The sequence below is a fragment of the Burkholderia sp. ZZQ-2 genome, from assembly GCF_050768715.1.
Classification (GTDB): domain Bacteria; phylum Pseudomonadota; class Gammaproteobacteria; order Burkholderiales; family Burkholderiaceae; genus Burkholderia; species Burkholderia cepacia.
The window spans coordinates 1-24,748 of record NZ_LDVA01000247.1 but is presented as its reverse complement, the minus strand read 5'-3'; the positions used below and the strand labels follow the sequence as shown (position 1 = coordinate 24,748).

Below are 24,748 nucleotides of genomic sequence, written 5' to 3'. Positions count from 1 at the left end.
GTCACGCATCTTATTGTGCGCGCGCCCTCCCGGCAACCCGGGGCCGCGGAACAGGGCTGTCGACCGGCCCCGTGCGCATCCCGATTGGCCCGGCTCACGTAATTGGGACACGATCGATCTCTTCCGTATTCATCCATGAGACTCACCGACTACACCGACTATTCGCTGCGCGTGATGCTTTACCTTGCCGTGCGCGGCGAGGGACTCGCGACGATCCAGGAGATCTCGGACGCCTACGGCATCTCGAAGAACCATCTGATGAAAGTCGTGCAGCAGCTCGGCGAGCTGGGGTGGGTCGACACCGTTCGCGGCCGCAATGGCGGGCTGAGGCTGTTCCCCGAATCGCTGCAACTGACCGTCGGTGAGGTCGTGCGCGCAACCGAGAGCGACTTCGCGCTGGTCGGCTGCTTTGCGGCCGAAGGTGAGTCGCGCGGCTGCGTGATCGAGCCGCAGTGTCGCCTCAAGGGCGTGCTGGCGGCCGCGCGCGATGCGTTCTTCGCCGAACTCGACCGTCACACGCTCGGTGAACTGGTCGAACCCGCTGCGCCGCTCATGGCGCTGCTCGGCATTCGCCCGGTCGTGCGCGTGCATCCCGCCGCGCCGTTGCCGGAAGACGCGCCCGTGTCCGTCGAGCCGCCGTCGACGGCCGGCTGATACGCGAGCGCCGCGCTCCGCGGCCCGTCCCGGGGCCGCTTCGAGGATATCCATCGATTTTTGCGCTGAATCAACCCAAATTTCGCTTGAAAGCCGCATAACCATCCTTATCTTGGTGTTAATCGAAAATTGGAGGTCTCGACAAAATGAGAATCGACAAGCTCACCACCAAGTTCCAGGAAGCACTCGCTGACGCGCAAAGCCTTGCGGCTGGCCGCGACAATCAATACATCGAACCCGTTCACGTGCTGGCCGCGCTAGTCGCGCAGCAGGACGGTTCCGCCCGCTCGCTGATGTCGCGCGCGGGTGTTCACATCCAGGCGCTGCAAGGCGCGCTGAACGAAGCGATCTCGCGCCTGCCGCAAGTGACGGGTACGGGCGGCGACATCCAGATCGGCCGCGAACTGGCCGGGCTGCTGAACCAGGCCGACAAGGAAGCGCAGAAGCTCAACGACACGTTCATCGCGAGCGAGATGTTCCTGCTCGCCGTGTCCGACGACAAGGGCGAAGCCGGCAAGCTCGCGCGCCAGCACGGCCTCACGCGCAAGTCGCTCGAAGCCGCGATCGCCGCGGTGCGCGGCGGCTCGCAGGTGCACAGCCAGGATGCGGAAAGCCAGCGCGAGGCGCTGAAGAAGTACACGGTCGACCTGACCGAGCGCGCCCGTGCGGGCAAGCTCGATCCGGTGATCGGCCGCGACGACGAAATCCGCCGTTCGATCCAGATCCTGCAGCGCCGCACCAAGAACAACCCGGTGCTGATCGGCGAGCCGGGCGTCGGCAAGACGGCGATCGTCGAAGGGCTCGCGCAGCGGATCGTCAACGGCGAAGTGCCCGAGACGCTGAAGGGCAAGCGTGTGCTGTCGCTCGACATGGCCGCGCTGCTCGCCGGCGCGAAGTATCGCGGTGAATTCGAGGAGCGCCTGAAGGCGGTGCTCAACGACATCGCGAAGGACGAAGGCCAGACGATCGTCTTCATCGACGAAATCCACACGATGGTCGGCGCGGGCAAGGCCGAAGGCGCGATGGATGCGGGCAACATGCTGAAGCCGGCGCTGTCGCGCGGCGAGCTGCACTGCATCGGCGCGACCACGCTCGACGAATACCGCAAGTACATCGAGAAGGATGCCGCGCTCGAGCGCCGCTTCCAGAAGGTGCTCGTCGACGAGCCGAGCGTCGAGGCGACGATCGCGATCCTGCGCGGGCTGCAGGAGAAGTACGAACTGCACCACGGCGTCGACATCACCGATCCGGCGATCGTCGCCGCGGCCGAACTGTCGCACCGCTACATCACCGATCGTTTCCTGCCCGACAAGGCAATCGACCTGATCGACGAAGCCGCTTCGAAGATCAAGATGGAAATCGATTCGAAGCCCGAAGAGATGGACAAGCTCGACCGCCGGCTGATCCAGCTGAAGATCGAGCGCGAAGCCGTGAAGAAGGAGCAGGACGAAGCGTCGCAGAAGCGCCTGCAACTGATCGAGGAAGAGATCGAGCGCCTCGGCCGCGAATATGCGGACCTCGAGGAGATCTGGACCGCCGAGAAGGCCGCGGTGCAGGGCAGCGCGCAGTTGAAGGAAGAGATCGAGAGGGTGCGTGCGGACATCGCGCGGCTGCAGCGCGACGGAAAGCTGGAGAAGGTCGCCGAACTGCAGTACGGCAAGCTGCCGCAGCTCGAGGCGCAGCTGAAGCAGGTCACGCAGGCCGAAGAGCAGGAGCAGCACAACCCGACGCGGCCGCGCCTGCTGCGCACGCAGGTCGGCGCCGAGGAAATCGCGGAAGTCGTGTCGCGTTCGACCGGGATTCCGGTGTCGCGGATGATGCAGGGCGAACGCGAGAAGCTGCTGCACATCGAGGAAAAGCTGCACGAGCGCGTGGTTGGCCAGCATGAGGCGATCGGCGCGGTGGCCGACGCGATCCGCCGTTCGCGCGCGGGTCTCGCCGATCCGAACCGTCCGTACGGCTCGTTCCTGTTCCTCGGTCCGACGGGTGTCGGCAAGACCGAACTGTGCAAGGCGCTGGCGTCGTTCCTGTTCGATTCGGAAGAGCACCTGATCCGCATCGACATGAGCGAGTTCATGGAGAAGCACAGCGTCGCGCGGCTGATCGGCGCGCCGCCGGGCTATGTCGGTTACGAGGAAGGCGGTTACCTGACGGAAGCCGTGCGCCGCAAGCCGTACAGCGTGATCCTGCTCGACGAGATCGAGAAGGCGCATCCGGACGTGTTCAACGTGCTGCTGCAGGTGCTCGACGACGGCCGCATGACGGACGGGCAGGGGCGCACGGTCGACTTCAAGAACACGGTGATCGTGATGACGTCGAACCTCGGCTCGCAGGTGATCCAGGCGATGACGGGGGCGCCGCAGGAAGAGATCAAGGACGCGGTGTGGCTCGAGGTGAAGCAGCATTTCCGCCCCGAGTTCCTGAACCGGATCGACGACGTCGTCGTGTTCCATGCGCTCGACCGCAGCAACATCGAGTCGATCGCGAAGATCCAGCTCGCCCGCCTGCACGACCGGCTCGCGAAGCTCGACATGGCGCTCGACGTGTCGCCGGCGGCGCTCGAACAGATCGGCAAGGTCGGTTACGACCCGCTGTTCGGTGCGCGGCCGCTGAAGCGCGCGATCCAGCAGGAGATCGAGAACCCGGTCGCGAAGCTCATCCTCGCGGGCCGTTTCGGTCCGAAGGACGTGATTCCGGTCGACGTCAACGACGGCAAGTTCGTGTTCGACCGCGTCGTTCACTGATCGCCTGCCATCGGCTGCTTGCCCGGTTCGCGCCGGGCGCGCAAAAACAAACACCCCGCCTCGGCGGGGTGTTTGCTTATGGGGCGGCCGAAACCGCCGCCGGGGCTGTCAGCCGGCGTGGTGCGGGCTCAGCCCTGCTTGTTGCCGCCGAACATGCCGGCGAGTTGCGTGAGCGCGCCGAGCACGTTCGACGTATCGATCTGGCCGCCTGCCGGCACTTCGCCGTTCGGCGTCGCGCCGTTGACGACGTGCGGCAGCACCTGCGCGAGGATCGACGAAGCCTGCGACGGATCGATGCCGACCTTGCTCGCGAGCGAGCCGACGACGTCGGAGCCGAGCACGTTCTGCAGCGTGTCTGCCGAGATCGGCTGGTTTTCGCCGTTGCCGACCCACGAACCGATGATGTCGCCGGCGCCGCCCGCCTTGAACTTCTCGATCAGGCCGTTCAGGCCGCCCGGCTGGTTGTTGATGAATTCGAGCGCGGTCGTGATCAGCGCGCTTTGCGAGTTGCCGCCGGCCTGGCCGCCGAGCAGACCGCCAACGATGTCGAGGAGACCCATGGTGCTTCACCTTTACTGAAAAGGGCGTCGTGACGACGACGCCCGTTGAACGAATGCCGCGCGCACGCCGTCGCGCGCGCGGCGCACATCAGGCGCCCGACGCCGCGGCGGCGGAGGCTGCCTTGTCCTTCTTGCTTTTCTTCTTCGAACCCTTCGTCGCCTTGGCCGACGACGCCGCGGCCGGTGCGCTCGCACCCGCGTCGGCGGATGCCGCTGCGGCCGCGGCGGCCTTTTCCTTCTTCGACGCGCGCTTGGCCTTGGCCGGTTTCGCCGCCGTGTCCGGCGCGCTTGCCGCCGGTGCCGGCGCAGTGGCCGTCGTACCGGCCGTCGTGGTCGTGGACGTCGACGCGGTGCCTGCCGACGTCGTTGCCGACGGGGTCGCCGGTGTCGTCGCGGCCGGCTTCGACAGCTTCACGCCCTTCGGCGGCGTCGACGAGCCGCCGATCGTCAGGCCGTTTTCCTCGAGATGGCCGACCGACTTCGTGCCGAGGCCCTTTACGCGGTTCGCGAGATCGTCCGCGTCCTTGAACGGGCCGTTCTTGGTGCGTTCGTCGATGATCGCTTTCGACTTCACGGGCCCGAGACCCTTCACGGATTCGAGCGCGGCCTGGTCGGCCGTGTTGACTTCGACGGCCGCGGCAAGGCCTGCGGCGAGTGACAGCGACAGCGCGACGAACAGCATCAGCAGCTTTTTCAGCATGGCAAAGGCTCCCTGGTTCTGATTCTGACGGATGAATGGCTGTTGCAACGGACGGCGGGCGAGACTTGGCCGGGCGTTGCCGTTAAGCATAGGACAAATGCGTGCCCTTTTTAAGACAGGCTGACCGAATCTTGCTGAAGGCTTGCGGCGCTGTAAAGACCGAAACCCGCGCCGGGCAGCGGTTTTGACCATTCTTTACGGTGTCGCGGGGTGTCGTGGGTCGTCGTCGCGCTGGCCGTTCGAAAGCGCTTGACTTAGAGTTGACTCTAACTCCTAACCTTGTTCCTGCCATGTCGAAAACCGTATCCAAACCTTCCGCCACCGGTCCGTTGACGATCGGGCAAGTCGCCGAGCTGACCGGCTTGTCGACGCATACGCTGCGGTACTACGAGCAGGCCGGCCTGCTGCGTGCGATTTCGCGCACGGCGGCCGGGCACCGGCTCTATGCGCCGGCCGACCTTGACTGGCTGGCCTTCGTGATGCGCCTGAAGGCGACCGGCATGCCGATCGCACAGATGCAGGAATTCGCGGCGCTGCGCGCGCAGGGCGAGCCGACCTTCGGTGAGCGGCGCCGCCTGCTGGCCACGCATCGCGACGCGGTGCGCGCGCATCTCGCGGAGCTGCAGGCGAGCCTCGACGTGATCAGCGACAAGATCGCGTACTACGAGGCACAGGAGCGCGATGCGGCACGACGGGCAAAACCCTCTCACTCCCCATCGGAACAGGACGGACACCATGGAACGACTCGTTGAAGACCGCTACACGCGCGGCTGGAACAAACTGAAGGAAATCGACGGGGAGGCGGGCGAACGCGTGATCGCGGCGCTCGCGCCGATCGCCCCGGACTTCGCACGGCTGCTGGTCGAGTTCGGCTTCGGCGACATCTACAGCCGGCCGCAACTCGACCTGAAGGCGCGCGAGATTGCGACGATCTCGGCGCTGGCCGCGCTCGGCAACGCGCAGCCGCAGCTGAAGGTGCATATCGAGGCCGCGCTGAACGTGGGCTGCACGCGCGACGAGATCGTCGAGGTGTTCATGCAGATGTCCGTATACGCGGGTTTCCCGGCCGCGCTCAACGCGCTGTTCGCGGCGCGCGAGGTGTTTGCGCGGCTCGACGAAGCGGCCGGAGAGACAAACGACGCGAACGACGCGGTCGGGCAGCTCGCGTGACGGGGCACGCGTCGGCGCCCGCACGTCACGCGCGGTGCGGCGCGACGATCCGGTGCTTCGCGATGCGCCGGTACAACGTCGCGCGCGAGATGCCGAGCGCCTGCGCGGCGGCGTCGGGCCGCCAGCGGTGCGCGGTGAGCGCGGCGACGATGCGGCCGCGCTCGTCGTCAGGCAGAGTGCCGGTCGACGCGCCGCCGAGCTGCGCGGCGATATCGGCCGGCAGATCCTGTCGCGTCACGCGCGCGGCGTCGCACACCGCGCACGCATAGCGCAGCACGTTGCGCAGCTGCCGCACGTTGCCGGGCCACGGATACGCGGCGAGCTGTTCCGCGAGCGTTGCATCGAGTGTCAGCACGTGGCCGGTTGCCTGCGCCTCCTCGGCGAACACGGTGGCGATCACGTCGCGCACGTCCGCGCGCTCGCGCAGCGGCGGCAGTTCGAACGTCGCGCCGCTCAGCCGGTAGTACAGATCCTCGCGGAACGTGCCGTCGGCCACCATGCGTGCGAGATCGCGGTGCGTCGCGCAGATCACGTCGAGATCGACGCGCACGGGCGTATCGCTGCCGAGCGGCACGACCTCGCCATCGGCGAGCACGCGCAACAGGCGCGTCTGCAGCGCGAGCGGCATGTCGCCGATTTCGTCGAGGAACAGCGTGCCGCCGTCGGCGAGTGCGATCTTGCCGCGCGCGCCGTGCTTGCGCGCGCCGGTAAACGCACCGGCCGCATAGCCGAACAATTCACTCTCGATCAGTGCTTCCGGCAGTGCGCCGCAGTTGACGGCGACGAACGGCCGCGCGCGCCGCGCGCCGGCGTCGTGGATCGCGCGCGCGAACACTTCCTTGCCCGCACCGGTCTCGCCGAGCACGAGAATCGGCAGCCGCTTGCTCGCGACCCGCAACGCGAGTTCGGCCTGTTGCGCGATATGCGCGTCACTGCTGTGCAGGAACGGCGTCAGCGCGCCGACGTGGCGTTGCGTGGTGCCCGGGCGGCGCGAGGCCGTGCCGGGCTCGCGGCCGGTGCGCCGTAGCGGCGCGCGCAGCCGTGCATAGAGCGGCGCGCCGGTCGCGCGCAGCCGCAGCGCGACGATCGCATCGAGCCGCGCGGCATCGCGCAGCGGCATCTCGGTCGCATCGAAGATCTCGTCGATATGGCGCGGTTCGCGCAACGCCGGTAGCGCGTCGCGCGCCTGCCGGTTCGCGGCGACGATATTGCCGCATTCGTCGAACGCGATCAGCCACTCGGGTTGCGCTTCGACATAGTGACGATTCGGATGCCCGAACAGGATCCAGTGCTGCGCGGTGCTGTGCACGAAGTAGCCGTCCTCGATCAGCGCCGCGCTCTGCCGCACGAGCTGATAGACGAGACGCTGGCTGTCGCGGCCGTCGGGCGATTGAACGGCCGACGCGTCGAGCACGCCGATCAGCTCGCCGCCCGGCGAGAAGATCGGCGCCGCGCTGCAGGTGAGCGTCGTGAAGGCCGCACGAAAGTGATCGGTCTTGTGCACGGTGATCGGCGCGAGATCGGTCAGCACGTTCGCGACACCGCAGGTGCCTTCCTCGCTTTCCGACCAGCACGAGCCGATGTGCAGCCCCGCGTGGCGGAAGTCGTTGCGGCGCTCGCGGTCGATCCGGTAGTCGATCGTCACGCCGTGCGCGTCGGTCAGCATCACGCAGTAGTCGGCGACGCGGATCATGTCGTGCAGCCGCGTCAGGCATTGGCCCGATGCGCGCAGGAAGGCCTCCTCCTTGTCGCGCACTTCGCGCAGCTCCGCCGCGGTCAGCACGCGCGGGCCGATCGACGAAGCGGGGTCGAGACGGTAGCGCTCGAGCGACCGTTGCCACGATGACACGAGGCGCGTGGATTCGGCCGGCGCGGGCAGGCGTCCGGCGAGCGCGCCGAGCACACGGTCGGCGTGCTGGGCCTGGGGGACGGCGTAAGGCATGGTCGGCTCCGGTTCCGTACGGCGGGGAATGCGATGTTCTTGTAGCACATCCCGTTCGACGGATCACATTGCATCGCAGCACGCGGCGGGCGTGAGACGTTCGTCTCACCGGTATCGCGCTGTCTCGTGTCGCTGAGACGCGCGCATGTGCGGCATGCGCGGGTCGTCCGGCATGACGCGGCCCGCGCGGCGCCGCGACAGCGCGGGGTTTGCGGGCGCAACGGCGCGCTTGCACCGGCGTCGCGGCGGCCGTTTCGTCGCATCGACGGGGTGAGACGAACGGGCGGAATTGCCGCGCGCGCCGTGGCTCCGGCAGCGAACCGGCGGCGTCGACATGCCCGCCGCGCCAGCGTGCACACGGGTTTCACGGACATCGCACCCTCGATGGCACGCCGCTTGCAGAGATCACGGGCAGGTCGGCGCGGTCGCGTCGACGATGAAGATCCGCCGCCCGGCGATGGCAGCGGACGAGACAGGCAGGGCCGCGGCGTACAGCAATGCGCCGGGGCCGGCCAACTGGATGGAGACGAACCCGTGACGACGCCCGTTACCGTCGGCGTGATCGCGAACCCCGCATCGGGGCGCGACATCCGCCGCCTCACGACGCATGCCTCCGTGTTTCCGACGGCGGAGAAGGCGAACATGATCGTGCGCCTGCTGGCCGGCCTCGGCGCGATGGGCGTCGAGCGCGTGCTGACGCTGCGCGACCGCACGGGCATCGCGACGCTGCTGCTGCGCGCGATCGACACGCATCGCGCGGTCGCGCCGCACGAGCGCTGGCCCGAGGTCGAATTCGTCGACCTGCCGATCACCGATACCGTCGCCGACACACAGGCCGGTGCCGCGTACCTGCACCGCATGGAAGTCGCGCTGATCGTCGTGCTCGGCGGCGACGGCACGCATCGCGCCGTGGCCGCGCACTGTGGCGTGACGCCGCTCGTCGCGCTGTCCACCGGCACCAACAACGCGTTTCCCGAACATCGCGAGGCAACCGTCGCGGGCGTCGCGGCAGGACTCGCCGCGACCGGCGCGGTGCCGGCCGAAGTCGCGTTTACGCGCAACAAGCGGCTGGTCGTGCGCTGCGTGGCGGGCGCGCAGCCGGGGCGCGAGGAGATCGCGCTCGTCGACGTGTGCGCCGCGCGCCAGCGCTTCATCGGCGCCCGTGCGATCTCGGGGTCCGACGACATCGATGCGCTCTACCTGACGTTCGCGGAACCGGACGGGATCGGCCTGTCCGCGCTCGGCGGCGCGTGGGCGCCGCTCGAACGCAGCGCGCCGCACGGGCTCGCGATGCGCTTCGCGGCCGAAGGCAAGGCGGCCGGCACGCCGCTCGTCGCACCGATTGCGCCGGGTCGTGTCGATCGCGTCGTGATGCGCAGTTGCGAACGGCTCGAGCCGGGCGCGTGGCAGACGATCCCGTTCGAGCGCGGCACGCTCGCGTTCGACGGTGAACGCGAGATCGAGGTTGCGCGCGGCGATCGCTACGAGATCTCGCTTGACTGGCGCGGGCCGCTGACGGTCGATGTCGGCCGCACGCTGCGTTACGCGTCGTCGCGGCAACTGCTGCGCGATGCCGGCGCGTGGCACGACTGAGCCGCCGCTGTTTCGCATGACGTTTCGACTTCCATAACGATCCTCAAGGAGACATTGCCATGACGGCTTCACTCGAAGGACAGGTCGCCATCGTCACGGGCGGCGCGCGCGGCATCGGCCGCGGCATTGCGCTGACGCTAGCCGGCGCGGGCGCCGACGTCCTGCTGGCCGACCTGCTCGACGACGCGCTCGACGCCACCGCGCGCGAGGTACGCGCGCTCGGCCGGCGGGCGGCGGTCGCGAAGGTCGACGTCACGCAGGCCGCGCAGGTCGACGCGATGGTCGCGCAGGCGCTCGCCGAACTCGGCCGGCTCGACATCCTCGTGAATTGCGCGGGCGTGATCAGCATTCATCCGGTCGCCGAACTGACCGAGCGCGACTGGGATGTCGTGATGGACGTGAACGCGAAGGGCACCTTCCTCGGCTGCCGCGCGGCGCTCGCGCACCTGAAGGCGCAGGGCCGCGGCCGGATCATCAACGTCGCGTCGATCGCCGGCAAGGAAGGCTTTCCGAATCTCGCGCATTACAGCGCATCGAAATTCGCGGTCGTCGGCTTCACGAACGCGCTCGCGAAGGAGCTTGCGCGCGACGGCGTGACCGTCAACGCGATCTGCCCCGGCATCGTCCGTACCTATATGTGGGACCGGCTGTCCGACGAATGGAAGGCCGACGGCGAAACGGTCGAGGAATCGTGGCAGCGGCACCAGTTGACGCTGATCCCGCAGGGCCGCGCGCAGACGCCGGAGGACATGGGCCGGCTCGCGCTGTTCTTCGCGACGATGGACAACGTGACGGGCCAGGCCGTGAACGTCGACGGCGGCTTCACGTTCCACTGACGGCCGCAGGCCGTGCAATCCGTCGCCACGGCATCGCCGCGGCGGCATTCGCAGTCAGACCTACCCAGGAGACACACATGACCGTTTCGACACAGCTCAGCAGGGACAAGCTGCTGGACGCCTACCGGCTGATGCGCACGATCCGCGAATTCGAGGAGCGCCTGCACGTCGAATTCGCGACCGGCGAGATCCCCGGCTTCGTTCACCTGTACGCGGGCGAGGAGGCGTCCGCGGTCGGCACGATACTGCACCTCGGCCTCGACGACTACGTCGCGACCACGCACCGTGGCCACGGCCATTGCATCGCGAAGGGCGTCGACGTGCACGGGATGATGGCCGAGATCTACGGCAAGAAAACCGGCGTCTGCCACGGCAAGGGCGGCTCGATGCACATCGCCGACCTGTCGATGGGGATGCTCGGCGCCAACGGGATCGTCGGCGCGGGCGGCCCGCTTGTGTGCGGCGCGGCGCTCGCGGCGAAGCACAGGAAGACGGGCGGCGTCGGCGTGTGCTTCTTCGGCGACGGCGCGTCGAACCAGGGCGTGATCTTCGAATCGATGAACCTCGCGTCGGTGTGGCGGCTGCCCGCGATCTTCGTCGCCGAAAACAACGGCTACGCGGAAGCGACGTCGTCGAGCTGGTCGGTCGCGACCGACAACATCGCCGATCGCGCGAACGGGTTCGGGATGCCGGGCGTGATCGTCGACGGCTTCGACTTCTTCGCGGTGCACGAAGCGCTCGGCGAAGCCGTCGAGCGCGCGCGCAACGGCGGCGGCCCGACGCTCGTCGAGGTGAAGTTCACGCGCTATTTCGGCCACTTCGAAGGCGATGCGCAAACCTATCGCGCACCCGGCGAGGTGCAGAAGCTGCGCGACGAGAAGGACTGCCTGAAGCATTTCGAGACGCGCGTCGTGCGGGCCGAAGCGTTGACGACCGCCGATCTGCGCGCGGTCGATACCCAGGTGAAGGCGCTGATCGACGACGCGGTCGCGCAGGCCAAGGCCGCGCCGCTGCCCGACGCGGCCGACCTGCTGACCGACGTCTACGTGTCGTACCCGTGAGCGCGGCCTGACACCGCGGCCGACACGGCGAACCGAACATTCCAGGAGACAGACATGGCAAGGAAGATCACTTATTCGCAGGCGATCAACGAGGCGCTCGCGCAGGAAATGGCGCGCGACGACAGCGTGATCGTGATGGGCGAGGACAATGCAGGCGGCGCGGGCGCGCCGGGCGAGGACGACGCGTGGGGCGGCGTGCTCGGCGTGACGAAGGGGCTGTTCCACAAGTTTCCGGGCCGCGTGCTCGATACGCCGCTGTCGGAGGGCGGCTACATCGGCGCGGCGGTCGGTGCGGCCGCATGCGGGATGCGGCCGGTCGCCGAGCTGATGTTCATCGATTTCATGGGCGTGTGCTTCGACCAGATCTTCAACCAGGCCGCCAAGTTCCGCTACATGTTCGGCGGCAAGGCCGTGACGCCGGTCGTGATCCGCGCGATGTACGGCGCCGGGCTGCGCGCGGCCGCGCAGCACTCGCAGATGCTCACGTCGCTGTTCACGCACATCCCGGGGCTGAAGGTCGTGTGCCCGTCGACGCCGTACGACGCGAAGGGGCTGCTGATCCAGGCGATCCGCGACAACGATCCCGTGATCTTCCTCGAACACAAGCTGCTCTATACCCGCGAAGGCGACGTGCCGGAGGAGTCCTATGCGATTCCGTTCGGCGAGGCAAACGTGATGCGCGACGGCGACGACGCGACGATCGTCACGTACGGCCGGATGGTGCATCTCGCGATGGACGCGGCCGCGAAGCTCGCGAAGGACGGCATCCAGGTCGACGTGATCGATCTGCGCACGACGTCGCCGCTCGACGAGGAAACGATCCTCGAAAGCGCGGAGCGCACCGGGCGCGTCGTGGTCGTCGACGAAGCGAACCCGCGCTGCTCGATCGCGACCGACATTGCCGCGCTCGTCGCGCAGCGCGCGTTCCATGCGCTGAAGGCACCGATCGAGCTCGTGACCGCGCCGCACACGCCCGCGCCGTTCGCGAGCGTGCTGGAAGACCTGTATATCCCGTCCGCCGATGCGATTGCGCAGGCGGTCCTGAAGACGAGGAGCTGACACGATGTCGATTCACATGATCACGATGCCCAAGTGGGGGCTGTCGATGGAGCAGGGGCAGGTCAACGGCTGGTTGAAGACGATCGGTGAACGCGTGACGAAGGGCGACGAAGTGCTCGACGTCGAGACCGACAAGATCTCGTCGGGCGTCGAATGCGCGTTCGACGGCACGCTGCGCCGGCAGGTCGCGCAGGAAGGCGAGACGCTGCCGGTCGGCGCGCTGCTCGGCGTCGTCGCGGCGGCCGATGCGAGCGATGCGGACATCGACGCGGCGATCGCCGATTTCCAGCGCGACTTCGTGCCGAGCGCGGCCTCCGACGAAGCGGCCGGCCCGCAACCCGAGAAGGCGCAGATCGGCGGCCGGACGGTGCGCTTCCTGAAGCTCGGCGAAGGCACCGGCACACCCGCCGTGCTGATTCACGGCTTCGGCGGCGACCTGAACAACTGGCTGTTCAATCACGCGGATCTCGCCGCGCACCGGCCCGTGTGGGCACTGGACCTGCCCGGCCATGGCGAATCGGGCAAGGCGGTCGACACTGGCAGCCTCGACGAACTCGCCGACGCGGTGCTCGCGCTGCTCGATGCGAAGGGCATCGACCAGGCGCACCTGATCGGCCATTCGATGGGCGGCGCGGTTGCGATGGCGGCCGCGGAACGCGCGCCGCAACGCGTCGCGTCGCTGACGCTGATCGCGAGCGCGGGGCTCGGCACCGACATCAACCGCGCTTACATCGACGGTTTCGTCGCCGGCAACAGCCGCAACACGCTGAAGCCGCACCTCGGTGCGCTGTTCGCGGACAACGCGCTGGTCACGCGGCAACTCGTCGAGGATCTCGTCAAGTACAAGCGGCTCGAAGGCGTGCAGGCCGCGCTCGAGAAGATCGCGAACGCGGCGTTCGACGGCGCCGCACAGCGGCGTGTGTTCCGCGACCGGCTCGCGACGCTTGCGCCGCGCACGCTCGTGATCTGGGGCGAGCGCGACCAGGTGATCCCGGCGCATCACGCGCAGGCTTTGCCCGACGGCGTGCGTGCCGAAGTGATCGCCGGCCGCGGGCACATGGTGCAGATGGAGGCGGCCGCCGACGTGAACCGCCTGATCGTCGCGTTCCTCGGAGACTGACGATGGCCGCCGCGCTCGAACGACCCAGCCTCACGGCGCTCGGCCAGCCGGGCGCGAGAAGCCGCGACAAGCTCGCGCGCATTCCGGTGCGCGTCGAGCCCGCGGCCGGCGCGGCGCTGCCGAAGCCGCCCTGGCTGCGCGCGCGGCCGATGATGAGCGCGGCGGTGGCCGACATGGCTGCCGTGCTGCGCGACCATCGGCTGCATTCCGTCTGCGAGGAGGCGATGTGCCCGAACATCGGCGAGTGCTTCGCGCAGCGCACCGCGACCTTCATGATCATGGGCGGCCTGTGCACGCGGCGCTGCCCGTTCTGCGACGTCGCGCACGGTCGTCCCGAGCCGCTCGATCCCGACGAGCCGGCGCGGCTGGCCGACACGGCCGCGGCGCTCGGCCTGCGCTACGTCGTGATCACGTCGGTCGACCGCGACGACTTGCGCGACGGCGGCGCCGCGCATTTCGCCGCGTGCATCGCGGCGGTGCGCGCGAGCGTGCCGGGCATCGGCGTCGAAGTGCTGACGCCGGACTTCCGCGGCCGCGTGGCCCGTGCGCTCGATGCGCTGTCGACGGCCTGGCCCGACGTGTTCAACCACAACATCGAGACGGTGCCGTCGCTGTATCGCGCGGCGCGACCGGGCGCCGACTATCGCGGTTCGCTCGAATTGCTCGCGCAGGCGAAGGCCGCGCGGCCGACGCTCGTGACGAAGTCGGGACTGATGCTCGGGCTCGGCGAGCGCGACGACGAGGTGCGCGACACGCTGCGCGACCTGCGCGCGCACGAAGTCGACGTGCTGACGCTCGGCCAGTATCTGGCGCCGTCGGCGCATCACCTGCCGGTGCGACGCTACGTGAGCCCGGAGGCATTCGCCGCGTGGCGCGACGACGCGTTGGCGCTCGGTTTCAGGGAAGTCGTCGCCGGCCCGCTCGTGCGGTCGTCGTACCATGCGGCCGACGTGCTGGAGGACAGGTAGCGGGCGGCGCGTCAGGCCGGCGCCGGGGCGTGCGCGCGACTCACCCGGCGCAGGTACAGCACGAGCCCGGCGCCCGCGAGCATCAGGCTGACCGTGTTCGCGAACCAGAAGCCGCGCGCGCCGGTCAGCCACGCGGGCGCGATGCCGCCCACGTCGAAGCCGAGCACGTAGCCGCCGCTGAGCCCGACGCCCCACAGCGCGACCGCATAGATCACGGTCGGCACGACCGCGACCTTGTAGGCCCGCAGCACGAACGCCGACGTGACCTGCAGCGCATCGAAGACGTGGTAGCACGCGACGATCGCGACGAGCGGCATCGCGGCCGCGGCGACGGCTGGGTTCGGCGTATAGCCGCCGATGATCAGCGGTCGCAGCACGAACACGAGCAGGCCGTATGTCGCGGCAATGCCGCACGCGAAGATCACGCTGTGCCGGCCGAGCAGCCGGGCTTCTTCGGGCCGTCCGGCGCCGAGCGCGCGCGCGACCAGCGTCGATGCGGCCACGCCGATCGACAGCGGCGTCATGTACAGCACCGCGCCGATGTTGCCGGCGATCTGGTGGCCGGCGAGCGTCGTCGTGCCGAATTGCGCGATGAACAGCGCCATGCACGTGTACGACGTGACCTCGATCAGGTACGACAGGCCCATCGGCACGCCGAGTTTCAGGATCGCCTTCTGGCGTTCCCAGACCGGCCAGCAGAAGCGCGAGAAGATCGCGAGCGGCGCGAACACGTCGAGCTTCGCGAGCAGCGTGTAGCCGATCAGTGCGAGCGCCCAGTTGATCAGCGTGCTCGCGAGCCCGCAGCCGGGGCCGCCGAGGGCCGGTACGCCGAACCCGCCGAAGATGAACCACACGTTGAGCGGAAACTTGAGCACCAGCGCGCCGATCTGCAGGATCATCGCGAGGCGCGGCTTGCCGGCTGCGTTGGTCAGCGCGTTGTAGATGCGGAAGACGAGGCTGGCTGGCAGCCCGTACGACAGGATGCGCAGGTAGTCGACGGTGCGCTCGTGCAGCGCGGCGGGTGCGTGCGCGACGCGCAGCAGCGGTTCGGGAAAATGCAGCAGGAGAAAGCCGGGCACCGCGAGCAGCAGCGCGAGCCACAGCGCCTGGCGCACTTCCTCGCCGATTTCGGCATAGCGTCTCGCACCGTACAGTTGCCCGGTGATCGGCTGCAGCGCGGACAGGATGCCCGTCAGGCCGATGTAGATCGACACGTAGATCGACGAGCCGAGCCCGAGCGCGGCCAGATCGACGGCCGAGTAGCGGCCGACCATCGCGGTGTCGATCACGCCGAACGCGATGATCGCGAGCTGGCCGACGAGCACCGGCCATGCGAGACCGACGATTCGGCGGATGTCGCCGAACATCGTCAGTCGGCCGGCTGACGGCGCGGCGGACGCCGCTTGACGGGCGTCTTCGGCCGTTCGATGCGCTCGTACAGGCGGAAGCGCTCGTCGCGGTCGGCGACGCGGCGGCCTTCCCACACGAGGCGCCACACGTATTGCGACATGGAGCTCGGCTCGCCGAAGTCCGCGCGGTCCTGGCGCAGGATCACGTCGCAGTCGCCGGAGAAATCGAAGCGCATGTTGCCGAAATACGCGAAGGTCGCGATCTGCGCGTCACCGAGCCGCACGGGCGCGATGCACTCGTAGTCGGACGGCAGGTGCACGGCGATCTGCTGCGCGACGTCGCGATAGGTCCGGCCGTAATTGACGATCGGCAGCCACAGCGTCATCAGCAGCACCCACATCAGCGTGGTGCCGGCACCCGACAGCACGACGCTGCGCCACAGAACCTTCGGCTGCCGCGAGATGCGCCAGCGCACGAGGAAGCACCAGCACACCGTGGCGATCACCGCGCAGACGAACGACAGGATCTTGAAGTGCGGCTCGTAGCCGGGCACGAGGCGCGCGAGGTTGCGGGCGAGCGGATGCGGGAAGCCCGTGAGCGAGGCAAGCCACACGAGCCACACGAAGGTGCCGATGATCGTGAAGCTCAGCACCGCGAACCAGTCGATCGCGTTGATCGCGCCGCGCTTGAGGGTCGGCAGCGCGAACGTCGCGAGCACCGCGAGCGGCGGCATCAGCAGCATGTACATGCGGTTCGACTGCTGGCTCTGCAGGATCACGAGCGCGACGAGCGGCACGGCGACCGACAGCGGAATCGCGACGTGCGCGCGGCGGCGCATGCCGGCCCAGCTCCACCATGCCCAGATCGCGAGCGGCCACGCTGGCCACGTGAACAGCGGCAGGTTCTTTGCCGCATAGCCGAGCACGGCGGTCGGCGGGCCGGAAAAGCGCATCAGGCTGCCGTGAATCCACTGGTTGAAGAACCATGCGGCGTCGTCGGGCGCCGCGACGAACGCGGCAAGCGGCCACAGCGCGAAGATCGCGGCCGCGAGCGGTACGCCGACCAGCGGCAGGCGCAGGTTGCGCATCTCGGGCGTGACGAGCCACAGCACGGCCGTGCCGGCGAGCAGGGCGACGACGAGCACCGGGTTGCCGGACAGGGCGACGAGGCCGATCGCGAGCCCCCACCACAGCGCGCCCTGCATCGGCTTGTCGATGCCGCGGACGATCCCGTAGACGAGCATGGCGATCCACGCGAACTGCGCCAGCTGCGGCGTCGTTTCGTGCCCGCGCTCCGCGAGGCCGAAGCAGGCGACGAGCACCAGCAGCGCGCCGTCGGCGAGCGTGCGGCCGTAGTCGCGCGGCTCGGGTTCGCCGCCGAATGCGTATTTGAACGGCTGGACCTCGGCACGCCGGCCGAGCAGGTAGGCTGCGTACCAGACGAACGCGCACGCGACGCAGAACAGCACGCCCGTATCGACGCGCGACGCGTTGCTCGCATCGACCCACGGGCCGAGGCCGCGGATCGACAGCGCGCCGAGCCAGTAGCCGAGCGGCCCGTCGGTCGTGATGAACTTGCCGACGAGGTTCGGCAGCAGCCAGTCGTGCCAGCCGCCCTTGGCCATCGTCCACATCACGCCGAAGCCCGCCGCGTCCTCGTTCTTCCACGGATCGCGGCCGAACAGGCCGAACGCTGCGTAGACGAAGCAGAGGGTAAGCAGCAGCCAGCGCGGCAGCGCACGCGTGGCGGAGGCGGTGAGACGGACGACAGGCTTCATGCAGATGAGCGATTTGTTATGGGCGGGCGGCCGGCGCGGATGCGCGCGGTCGAGCCGGTTTCGAGCATCCGGCATTGTAGACGCGCCGGCAGTTGCGCGTCAGGCCGATGCCCGGACGCCGGCCGGCGCTTTCCCGGCGAGCAGAGACAAAAAAGGGCAGCCTGGGCTGCCCTTTTGTGCGATACCGGTGCGTTGCAACCACCGGATGCGGTGCAAAGCTTACTTCGCCTTGCCGCTGGCGCGAACGCCGAACTTGTTCTTGAACTTCTCGACACGGCCGGCCGTGTCCATGATCTTTTGCTGACCCGTGTAGAACGAGTGCGATTCCGACGACACTTCGATCTTGGCGAGCGGGTAGGTCTTGCCGTCGAGTTCGATGTTTTCACGCGTCTGGATCGTCGAGCGCGTGATGAACTTGAAGCCGTTCGACATGTCTTGGAAGACGACTTCGCGGTAATCCGGGTGAATGCCAGGTTTCATGATTTTCCTTGGTGAGAGCGGTAGCCAACCCGCCGCTTGCCGTGCCGTGCCGCACAAAGTTGCGCGATCCAGCCGACGTCAAGCCCGGCGCGAGCCACTTGCCTAAGGTCGAAAAACGGCGATTATGCCAGAAAATCAGATGGTTGACGAATTATTTTCACGGTGCGTCGAGTGCGCCGGTGGCGGCCGGATCCTGCCGGTAGTAGCGCGCGAGCAGCCGGTACAGCTCCGGAAATTCGGACTCGAACGCTTTCGGCCGTACGAACAGCGCTTCGCTGCACACCGCGAAGAATTCGGACGGGTGGTCGGCCGCATACGGATCGATCAGCGATTCCCGCTCGAAGCGTGCCCACGCGCGGTCCGGCACTGCGTCGACGCGCGCGCAGAACTGGTCGTACGCGTGCTCGAACACGTCGGCCCAGGCCTGCGCATCGAGGTACGGCGCGTGCCAGCGGCGAAAAAGGGGCGGATAGCCGTCGGCTGCGCCGTTGACCATGTCGATCTTGTGCGCGAACTCGTGGATCACGACGTTGTACGCGTCGCGGCCGTCCGTCATCTGCGCATCCTCCCACGACAGGATCACGGGGCCGCCTTCCCAGGCCTCGCCGCTCGCGTCCTGCTCCACTTCGTGGACGACGCCGTCCTCGTCCTGCACCGTCTTGCGGATCACGAATTCGCCCGGATACACGACGACGCCGACCCAGCCGTCGTACAGCGACAGGTCGAGATTCAGCACGGGCAGGCAGGCCTGCGCGGCGATCGCGACGATCATCGCGTCGGTCAGCTCGAGCCCGTGCGCGGTCGAGAACGATTTCTTCGCGACGAACAGGCTCGTCAGTTCGCGCAGCCGGCCGAGCGCGTCGGGCGACAGAGCCGCGAGGAACGGCAGGCGCTCGACGGTGTCCTGCCATAGCGCGTCGGGGATCGGATGGCTGCGCAGCGCGCGGTCGCGGCGGCGGTCGTCGAACCAGCGGGTCAGTTTCGAGAGCATGAAGGCGGCTCGCGGAAATCCAAAGCCTGTCTTTTAACTCAATCGATCTCTTTTTGCCATGCCGCGAAGAGGCCGCCGACGAGCGCCACGCCGGCCAGGAAGTAAAAGCCGTCGAGCGACGCGAGAAACGACGCCTGTTGCGCGACCATGCGCGCGATCGACGCGATCGCGAGCCCGTGCGCGTCGTTCAGCGCGTGGCCGGCGGCCGCATAGCTGCGCGTCAGCGCATCGACGGCCTGCTGGAACAGCGGATCGAACACGTTCGCACGCTCGACGAGTCGCGTCTGGTGCACGGCCACGCGGTGCTGTTCGACGATGATCACCGACGACGTCGCAAACGAGATCGTCAGTTGCCGCACGATGTTCTTCAGCCGGTAGCCGTGCGTGTATTCGTCGATCGCGAAGATCCGGAACGTCAGGTTGGCCACCGGCAGCACGATGAAGAGCAGGAGCAGCCCGCGCAGCAGCAGCGGGACGATCAGCGCGGCTTCGCCGACCTGCGGCGTCATTCGCGTCATCCACAGCGCGGCCGTGATGGCGATCGCGAACCCCGGCACGACGAACCACTTCTTGTGCGTGACGAATTTCGCGTAACGCAGGTAGGCGAACAGCGCGGTGGCCGAAATCAGCGACATCGTGCCGACGAGCCGCCCGGCGTTCTCGACCGGATAGCCGAGTCCGCCTTCGAGAAGCCGCGAGGTCAGGTAACTGAAGCCTGTCGACTCGTAGTAATAGAACATGTAGAGCAGCAGCCCGACCTGGAACGTCCGTTCGCGGAACGCGTGAAGGCGCACGAGCGGCGTCGGATGGTTCCACTGGTGATACGCGAACCACGCGAGCGCGCCGATCCCCGCGATCGTCAGCAGGATCAGCATCGGCGAGCCGCTGTAGAGCTGGTAATGCACCTGCTGCAGCACGATCTGCAGCGCACCTTGTGCGAGTGCGAACACGACGTACGGCCAGAAGTGTCCGGAGCCGCGTTCGTCGTCGGGCGTCCGGCCCGAGTCGGGCAGCGTGAGCAGCGCGAGGATCGCGAACGCGATGCCGGCAGGCGCCGTGCATGCAAACAGTGCACGCCATGTCGAATGCGCGACGAGCAGGCCGCCCACGATCGGCGCGAGCGCGCTGCCGAGCAGGATCATGATGAGGAACGCGCGCGTCGCGGGCGGCCGTTCCTGCGGCTTGAAACTGATCTGGATCAGTATCCGGCACGCGCCCATCATCGGGCCGATGAAATATCCCTGGAATCCGCGCGCGAACGCGAGTTCGAGCGACGTGTCGGCGAGCGCGGCCGCGATCGCGCCGAACGAGAACATCAGCATGCAGCCTGCGACGTAGCGGCGATGGCCGAGCCGGTCGACCCACCATTGCTGCTGCAGAATGCCGAGCACGGCCGTGACCGCGTAAGCGCTCGACGACCACACGAGTTCGTCGGGCGAAGCATTGATGCCGCCCGCGATGTAGCTCGCGAAGAACGAGAAGGCCGCGTTGTCGAAATAGTCGATGCCGGTGACGAGCGCGAGCGCCCACGGGAACAGGTCCGCGCGCAGGTTCGCGCGGCTCCATAGCGGCGGGCGACCGGGCATCGCGTTCATTCGCGAGCCTTGCGCGCGCGCCGCGTGCCGCTTTCGGCCTGCCGCTGCGCGATCAGCGCGTCGGCGTTTTCGCCGGCAAGACGCCGCTCGACGTAGTCGATGTCGTGCTGCAGTTCCTTGCGCAGCGCGACGGCTTCCTTCAGTTCGCGCTGGACGGCCGCGATCCGCCGGTCGAGCGTATCGATCTGCTCGGCGAGGCCGGTACGGATGTCGCGCAGCGACGCTTCCGAGTAGCGGCGCCGGCCGTCGGCCGTTTCTTCGAGCGGGCGCTTCAGCATTTCGGTGATGCCGTGCAGCGAGAAGCCGAGCGCGCGCAGCCGCAGGATGCGCGCGAAGCGCTCGAGGTCGGCTTCGTCGTAGAGGCGGTAGCGGCCCTCGCTGCGCGACGGCGTGACGAGCCCGCGCTCCTCGTAATACTTCAGCGTGCGCGGCGTGACGCCGAGTCGCGACGCGGCATCGCTCACGGTCAGCAACGGGTTGGAGGTGTCGTTCGGCATGGGGCGTGGAGGGAATTCGATCCGGGCGATGGCGCGATTATAGATCAACCTGTACGTTCACGTTCAGGTTGGCACCGAAAAACGGCCGCCGGGCAGGATGCGCGGGCGGCCGTTCGGTGCGGGGCGGGGGCGCTTAGCCGCCGCGGCGCATCAGGTCGAAGAACTCGGAGTTGCTCTTCGTCTGGCGGATCTTGTCGAGCAGGAATTCCATTGCCTCGACTTCGTCCATGTCGTGGATGAACTTGCGCAGCACCCAGATCTTCTGGAGGATCTCGGGCTTGATCAGCATTTCTTCGCGGCGCGTACCCGACTTGTTCAGGTTGATCGACGGATAGACGCGCTTTTCCGCGAGGCGGCGCTCGAGGTGCACTTCCATGTTGCCGGTGCCCTTGAACTCTTCGTAGATCACGTCGTCCATGCGGCTGCCGGTTTCGATCAGTGCGGTGCCGATGATCGTCAGCGAGCCGCCTTCCTCGATATTGCGCGCCGCGCCGAAGAAGCGCTTCGGGCGCTGCAGTGCGTTCGCGTCGACACCGCCCGTCAGCACCTTGCCCGATGCCGGGATCACGGTGTTGTATGCACGTGCGAGACGCGTGATCGAGTCGAGCAGGATCACGACGTCGTGCTTCATTTCGACGAGGCGCTTGGCCTTCTCGATCACCATTTCGGCGACCTGGACGTGGCGTGTGGCCGGTTCGTCGAACGTCGAGGCGATCACTTCGCCCGCGACCGAGCGCTGCATTTCGGTCACTTCTTCAGGACGCTCGTCGATCAGCAGCACGAACAGGATCACGTCCGGGTGGTTCTGCTTGATCGCGTGCGCGATGTGCTGGAGCATCACGGTCTTGCCCGACTTCGGCGATGCGACGAGCAGGCCGCGCTGGCCCTTGCCGATCGGCGCGATCATGTCGATGATGCGGCCCGTGACGTTCTCTTCGCCGCGCATTTCGCGTTCGAGCGAGAGCGGCTTGTTCGGGTGCAGCGGCGTGAGGTTCTCGAACATGATCTTGTGTTTCGAGGCCTCGGGCGGCTGCCCGTTGACTTTGTCGACCTTCACCAGCGCGAAGTAGCGTTCGCCGTCCTTCGGCGTGCGGACTTCACCTTCGATGGTGTCGCCGGTGTGCAGGTTGAAGCGGCGGATCTGCGACGGGCTGATGTAGATGTCGTCGGTGCTCGCGAGGTACGACATTTCCGGCGAGCGCAGGAAGCCGAAACCGTCCGGCAGCACTTCGAGCGTACCGTCACCGAAGATCGTCTCTCCCGTCTTGGCGCGCTTTTTAAGAATGGCAAACATCAACTCCTGCTTGCGCAGGCGGTTCGCGTTTTCGATCTCGAGGCCATTGGCCATTTCGATCAGTTCGGACACGTGCAGAGACTTGAGCTCGGATAAATGCATACGGAGAACCCGCCAGGGAGGAGACGACGAAAGAAATAAAGGGAGGAGGGCGAGCGGAAGCGCTCAGAGACTTAAATGCGTCTTGTAGACGTTTTTTGATTCTAGCATAGGCCGATTCGCGCTTGAGCGAGCGAACGGCGGCTTGACGGCGGACGTGTTGCCGGTTGACAACACGTCCGCGGAACTGCCGGTATTACAGGTGGCTGTCCAGGAATGCGGTGAGCTGCGACTTCGACAGCGCGCCGACCTTCTGCGCGGCGGCCGCGCCATTCTTGAACAGGATCAGCGTCGGGATGCCGCGCACGCCGAACTTGGCGGGCGTTGCCTGGTTGTCGTCGACGTTGATCTTCGCGATCTGCAGCTTGTCGCCGTAGTCCTTCGCGACTTCGTCGAGGATCGGGGCGATCATCTTGCACGGGCCGCACCATTCGGCCCAGAAATCGACGAGCACGGGCTTGTCGGACTTGACGACGTCCTGTTCGAACGATGCGTCGCTGATGTGTTTGATCTGTTCGCTCATTGGGTCAATACCTCTTACGGTTCGGGGACTGCCTGCTTGCGCGTTGCGGCGTACCGGCCGCCGTTGGCTGCCGGCCGCTGCGGCAGGTCACTCCGCTCTCCGGACAGGAGGGGTGTAAGCGCTGCATGCCGCGGCTCGCGGGTCGTTCGGGCGTCATATTAGCCTAAATTGCTATCTGCTGCGGGCGGCGATAGTAGCCGCTACGCGAGTAGGGGTACGACGCGCCGTTCGACCGTTGTGCCCTGCAGGTGGAGGCCGGCCCGTAAATTACAAGGGGACGCAGGCAATTCGGTGCGGGCGAGCGTCGTGCGACGCGATGCGCGCCGGTTTGTCCGGTCATATTCGCATTGGTGCGAACAAACGGTCGCATTCATCCGGAAGCGGTGATAGAATATGCCGTGACGGGCCTCCTCGCATGGTGGGGCGGTGAACCTGGTCAGGTCGGGAACGAAGCAGCCACAATCGTTTTCCGCCAGTGCCGAGGGTCGGGCTCGTCACCTTCCTTCTCGCCCCGTTCGCCGGGCGTTTTTTATTTCTGCACCACACTCCGTTTTACCTGCGCGTTGCCTGTCTTTCGCACTGTTTCGCGTGTCGGCGCGACGCAGCGTTACTGATACAATTTCCCGATGACCTATCAAGTTCTCGCACGCAAGTGGCGTCCGAAGGATTTCGCTTCGCTCGTCGGCCAGGAGCACGTCGTCAGGGCGCTCACGCACGCGCTCGACGGCGGGCGTCTCCATCACGCCTATCTGTTTACCGGAACCCGCGGTGTCGGCAAGACGACGCTGTCGCGGATCTTCGCCAAGGCACTCAACTGTGAAACCGGCGTCACGTCGCAGCCGTGCGGCGTGTGTCGCGCCTGTCGCGAGATCGACGAAGGGCGTTTCGTCGATTACGTCGAGATGGATGCCGCGAGCAACCGCGGTGTCGATGAAATGGCCGCGCTGCTCGAGCGCGCCGTGTACGCGCCCGTCGATGCGCGCTTCAAGGTCTACATGATCGACGAAGTGCACATGCTGACGAATCACGCGTTCAACGCGATGCTGAAGACGCTCGAAGAGCCGCCGCCGCACGTCAAGTTCATCCTTGCGACGACCGATCCGCAGAAAATTCCCGTCACCGTGCTGTCGCGCTGTCTGCAGTTCAACCTGAAGCAGATGCCGGCCGGGCACATCGTGTCGCATCTCGAACGGATTCTCGGCGAAGAGCACATCACGTTCGAGCCGCAGGCGCTGCGCCTGCTCGCGCGTGCTGCGCAGGGCAGCATGCGTGACGCGCTGTCCCTCACCGACCAGGCGATCGCCTATTCGGCAAACGAGGTGACCGAGTCGGCCGTGTCGGGCATGCTCGGCGCGCTCGACCAGACTTACATGGTGCGTCTGCTCGACGCGCTTGCCGCGGGCAGCGGCCCCGAAATCCTTGCGATTGCCGACGAGATGTCGCTGCGCAGCCTGTCGTTCTCGACCGCGCTTCAGGATCTCGCGAGCCTGCTGCACCGGATCGCGTGGGCGCAGTTCGCGCCGGGCTCGGTGCTTGACGAATGGCCCGAAGCGGGCGACCTGCGCCGCTTCGCGGAGACGCTGAGCCCCGAGCAGGTCCAGCTGTTCTATCAGATCGCGACGGTCGGCCGCGCGGAACTTGGCCTGGCGCCGGACGAATACGCCGGTTTCACGATGACGCTGCTGCGGATGCTCGCGTTCGAGCCGGCTGTGGCAACCGGCAGCGCGCCGGGCGG

General features: G+C 67.3%; 22 protein-coding genes and 1 other RNA gene. 12 read left to right on the top strand and 11 right to left on the bottom strand.

Annotated elements, in window-relative coordinates; translation table 11 throughout:
* The first annotated feature begins 135 nt into the window (after positions 1-135).
* Positions 136-654 (top strand): Rrf2 family transcriptional regulator, encoded by a 519-nt coding sequence (locus tag ABY44_RS17055; protein ID WP_027787208.1) that lies wholly within the window; start codon positions 136-138, stop codon positions 652-654.
* 146 nt (positions 655-800) lie between these two features.
* Positions 801-3,398 carry an ATP-dependent chaperone ClpB gene (gene clpB / locus ABY44_RS17050; protein ID WP_060174305.1) on the top strand — a complete coding sequence of 866 codons (2,598 nt, stop codon included), beginning with the start codon at positions 801-803 and terminating at the stop codon, positions 3,396-3,398.
* A 128-nt stretch (positions 3,399-3,526) separates the two neighbouring features.
* On the opposite strand, the gene ABY44_RS17045 is transcribed toward clpB, so the two are convergent.
* Together ABY44_RS17045 and ABY44_RS17040 are read right to left on the bottom strand one after the other, a co-directional pair.
* Positions 3,527-3,958 carry a YidB family protein gene (locus ABY44_RS17045; RefSeq protein WP_027787210.1) on the bottom strand — a complete coding sequence of 144 codons (432 nt, stop codon included), beginning with the start codon at positions 3,956-3,958 and terminating at the stop codon, positions 3,527-3,529.
* An 88-nt stretch (positions 3,959-4,046) separates the two neighbouring features.
* The gene (locus tag ABY44_RS17040) at positions 4,047-4,658 is read right to left on the bottom strand and encodes a ComEA family DNA-binding protein (RefSeq protein WP_027787211.1); all 612 of its coding nucleotides are present in this window, start codon (positions 4,656-4,658) and stop codon (positions 4,047-4,049) included.
* 290 nt (positions 4,659-4,948) lie between these two features.
* Between ABY44_RS17040 and ABY44_RS17035 the strand changes: the two genes are divergently transcribed.
* Both ABY44_RS17035 and ABY44_RS17030 read left to right on the top strand, forming a co-directional pair.
* Positions 4,949-5,410 carry a MerR family transcriptional regulator gene (locus ABY44_RS17035; protein WP_431641436.1) on the top strand — a complete coding sequence of 154 codons (462 nt, stop codon included), beginning with the start codon at positions 4,949-4,951 and terminating at the stop codon, positions 5,408-5,410.
* The gene (locus tag ABY44_RS17030) at positions 5,394-5,828 is read left to right on the top strand and encodes a carboxymuconolactone decarboxylase family protein (RefSeq protein WP_059694562.1); all 435 of its coding nucleotides are present in this window, start codon (positions 5,394-5,396) and stop codon (positions 5,826-5,828) included. The genes ABY44_RS17035 and ABY44_RS17030 overlap by 17 nt, the downstream gene beginning before the upstream one ends.
* Positions 5,829-5,853: 25 nt before the next feature.
* On the opposite strand, the gene ABY44_RS17025 is transcribed toward ABY44_RS17030, so the two are convergent.
* Complete coding sequence (locus ABY44_RS17025) at positions 5,854-7,770, bottom strand: sigma-54-dependent Fis family transcriptional regulator (protein ID WP_059694561.1); 1,917 nt, start codon at positions 7,768-7,770, stop codon at positions 5,854-5,856.
* Between the two features lie 534 nt (positions 7,771-8,304).
* On the opposite strand from ABY44_RS17025, the gene ABY44_RS17020 reads away from it, so the two are divergent.
* The 6 genes from ABY44_RS17020 to lipA all read left to right on the top strand — a co-directional run bounded on the left by ABY44_RS17020 (position 8,305) and on the right by lipA (position 14,407).
* Positions 8,305-9,363 carry an ATP-NAD kinase family protein gene (locus ABY44_RS17020; protein WP_060174304.1) on the top strand — a complete coding sequence of 353 codons (1,059 nt, stop codon included), beginning with the start codon at positions 8,305-8,307 and terminating at the stop codon, positions 9,361-9,363.
* A gap of 59 nt (positions 9,364-9,422) precedes the next feature.
* The gene (locus ABY44_RS17015) at positions 9,423-10,199 is read left to right on the top strand and encodes an SDR family NAD(P)-dependent oxidoreductase (protein WP_027787216.1); all 777 of its coding nucleotides are present in this window, start codon (positions 9,423-9,425) and stop codon (positions 10,197-10,199) included.
* Between the two features lie 77 nt (positions 10,200-10,276).
* Positions 10,277-11,260: a thiamine pyrophosphate-dependent dehydrogenase E1 component subunit alpha gene (locus tag ABY44_RS17010; protein ID WP_060174303.1), complete on the top strand. Its 984-nt coding sequence runs from the start codon at positions 10,277-10,279 to the stop codon at positions 11,258-11,260.
* Between the two features lie 54 nt (positions 11,261-11,314).
* Positions 11,315-12,319: an alpha-ketoacid dehydrogenase subunit beta gene (locus ABY44_RS17005; RefSeq protein WP_048021073.1), complete on the top strand. Its 1,005-nt coding sequence runs from the start codon at positions 11,315-11,317 to the stop codon at positions 12,317-12,319.
* A gap of 4 nt (positions 12,320-12,323) precedes the next feature.
* Positions 12,324-13,439: an acetoin dehydrogenase dihydrolipoyllysine-residue acetyltransferase subunit gene (locus ABY44_RS17000; RefSeq protein ID WP_060174302.1), complete on the top strand. Its 1,116-nt coding sequence runs from the start codon at positions 12,324-12,326 to the stop codon at positions 13,437-13,439.
* Between the two features lie 2 nt (positions 13,440-13,441).
* A complete protein-coding gene (gene lipA / locus ABY44_RS16995) occupies positions 13,442-14,407 on the top strand; it encodes a lipoyl synthase (RefSeq protein WP_027787219.1) in 966 nt (321 codons plus the stop codon).
* A gap of 11 nt (positions 14,408-14,418) precedes the next feature.
* Here lipA and ABY44_RS16990 read toward each other — a convergent pair whose 3' ends face one another.
* The 8 genes from ABY44_RS16990 to trxA form a co-directional block, all read right to left on the bottom strand.
* Positions 14,419-15,774 carry an MATE family efflux transporter gene (locus ABY44_RS16990; protein WP_060174301.1) on the bottom strand — a complete coding sequence of 452 codons (1,356 nt, stop codon included), beginning with the start codon at positions 15,772-15,774 and terminating at the stop codon, positions 14,419-14,421.
* A gap of 2 nt (positions 15,775-15,776) precedes the next feature.
* Positions 15,777-17,609: an ArnT family glycosyltransferase gene (locus ABY44_RS16985; protein WP_027787221.1), complete on the bottom strand. Its 1,833-nt coding sequence runs from the start codon at positions 17,607-17,609 to the stop codon at positions 15,777-15,779.
* Between the two features lie 144 nt (positions 17,610-17,753).
* Positions 17,754-18,014 (bottom strand): type B 50S ribosomal protein L31, encoded by a 261-nt coding sequence (locus ABY44_RS16980; RefSeq protein WP_021156486.1) that lies wholly within the window; start codon positions 18,012-18,014, stop codon positions 17,754-17,756.
* Between the two features lie 157 nt (positions 18,015-18,171).
* Positions 18,172-19,005: a zinc-dependent peptidase gene (locus ABY44_RS16975; RefSeq protein ID WP_060174300.1), complete on the bottom strand. Its 834-nt coding sequence runs from the start codon at positions 19,003-19,005 to the stop codon at positions 18,172-18,174.
* 38 nt (positions 19,006-19,043) lie between these two features.
* Positions 19,044-20,600 (bottom strand): MFS transporter, encoded by a 1,557-nt coding sequence (locus ABY44_RS16970; RefSeq protein ID WP_060174299.1) that lies wholly within the window; start codon positions 20,598-20,600, stop codon positions 19,044-19,046.
* Positions 20,597-21,097, bottom strand: coding sequence for a MerR family transcriptional regulator (locus ABY44_RS16965; protein WP_027787224.1), 501 nt, complete (start codon positions 21,095-21,097; stop codon positions 20,597-20,599). The genes ABY44_RS16970 and ABY44_RS16965 overlap by 4 nt, the downstream gene beginning before the upstream one ends.
* Before the next feature lie 133 nt (positions 21,098-21,230).
* Positions 21,231-22,493, bottom strand: a complete 1,263-nt coding sequence (rho, locus tag ABY44_RS16960) for a transcription termination factor Rho (protein ID WP_006478662.1) — start codon at positions 22,491-22,493, stop codon at positions 21,231-21,233.
* Between the two features lie 193 nt (positions 22,494-22,686).
* Positions 22,687-23,013 (bottom strand): thioredoxin TrxA, encoded by a 327-nt coding sequence (trxA, locus tag ABY44_RS16955; RefSeq protein ID WP_006402348.1) that lies wholly within the window; start codon positions 23,011-23,013, stop codon positions 22,687-22,689.
* Between the two features lie 400 nt (positions 23,014-23,413).
* On the opposite strand from trxA, the gene ffs reads away from it, so the two are divergent.
* An RNA gene (gene ffs, locus ABY44_RS16950) (signal recognition particle sRNA small type) lies at positions 23,414-23,512 on the top strand.
* Positions 23,513-23,639: 127 nt separating this feature from the next.
* Positions 23,640-24,748, top strand: a 1,109-nt coding sequence (gene dnaX / locus ABY44_RS16945) for a DNA polymerase III subunit gamma/tau (RefSeq protein ID WP_431641426.1), incomplete at its 3' end; no start/stop codon positions are given.

Excerpts from the sequence above, each read along its gene's own strand:
- trxA (WP_006402348.1), bottom strand. The coding sequence starts at position 23,013 with ATGAGCGAACAGATCAAACACATCAGCGACGCATCGTTCGAACAGGAC.
- ABY44_RS17025 (WP_059694561.1), bottom strand. The coding sequence starts at position 7,770 with ATGCCTTACGCCGTCCCCCAGGCCCAGCACGCCGACCGTGTGCTCGGC.
- ABY44_RS16965 (WP_027787224.1), bottom strand. The coding sequence starts at position 21,097 with ATGCCGAACGACACCTCCAACCCGTTGCTGACCGTGAGCGATGCCGCG.
- ABY44_RS17040 (WP_027787211.1), bottom strand. The coding sequence starts at position 4,658 with ATGCTGAAAAAGCTGCTGATGCTGTTCGTCGCGCTGTCGCTGTCACTC.
- ABY44_RS16970 (WP_060174299.1), bottom strand. The coding sequence starts at position 20,600 with ATGAACGCGATGCCCGGTCGCCCGCCGCTATGGAGCCGCGCGAACCTG.
- ABY44_RS16975 (WP_060174300.1), bottom strand. The coding sequence starts at position 19,005 with ATGCTCTCGAAACTGACCCGCTGGTTCGACGACCGCCGCCGCGACCGC.
- ABY44_RS16980 (WP_021156486.1), bottom strand. The coding sequence starts at position 18,014 with ATGAAACCTGGCATTCACCCGGATTACCGCGAAGTCGTCTTCCAAGAC.
- ABY44_RS17055 (WP_027787208.1), top strand. The coding sequence starts at position 136 with ATGAGACTCACCGACTACACCGACTATTCGCTGCGCGTGATGCTTTAC.
- lipA (WP_027787219.1), top strand. The coding sequence starts at position 13,442 with ATGGCCGCCGCGCTCGAACGACCCAGCCTCACGGCGCTCGGCCAGCCG.
- ABY44_RS16990 (WP_060174301.1), bottom strand. The coding sequence starts at position 15,774 with ATGTTCGGCGACATCCGCCGAATCGTCGGTCTCGCATGGCCGGTGCTC.
- clpB (WP_060174305.1), top strand. The coding sequence starts at position 801 with ATGAGAATCGACAAGCTCACCACCAAGTTCCAGGAAGCACTCGCTGAC.
- ABY44_RS16985 (WP_027787221.1), bottom strand. The coding sequence starts at position 17,609 with ATGCCGGATGCTCGAAACCGGCTCGACCGCGCGCATCCGCGCCGGCCG.
- ABY44_RS17005 (WP_048021073.1), top strand. The coding sequence starts at position 11,315 with ATGGCAAGGAAGATCACTTATTCGCAGGCGATCAACGAGGCGCTCGCG.
- ABY44_RS17045 (WP_027787210.1), bottom strand. The coding sequence starts at position 3,958 with ATGGGTCTCCTCGACATCGTTGGCGGTCTGCTCGGCGGCCAGGCCGGC.
- ABY44_RS17015 (WP_027787216.1), top strand. The coding sequence starts at position 9,423 with ATGACGGCTTCACTCGAAGGACAGGTCGCCATCGTCACGGGCGGCGCG.
- rho (WP_006478662.1), bottom strand. The coding sequence starts at position 22,493 with ATGCATTTATCCGAGCTCAAGTCTCTGCACGTGTCCGAACTGATCGAA.
- ABY44_RS17035 (WP_431641436.1), top strand. The coding sequence starts at position 4,949 with ATGTCGAAAACCGTATCCAAACCTTCCGCCACCGGTCCGTTGACGATC.
- ABY44_RS17010 (WP_060174303.1), top strand. The coding sequence starts at position 10,277 with ATGACCGTTTCGACACAGCTCAGCAGGGACAAGCTGCTGGACGCCTAC.
- ABY44_RS17030 (WP_059694562.1), top strand. The coding sequence starts at position 5,394 with ATGGAACGACTCGTTGAAGACCGCTACACGCGCGGCTGGAACAAACTG.
- ABY44_RS17000 (WP_060174302.1), top strand. The coding sequence starts at position 12,324 with ATGTCGATTCACATGATCACGATGCCCAAGTGGGGGCTGTCGATGGAG.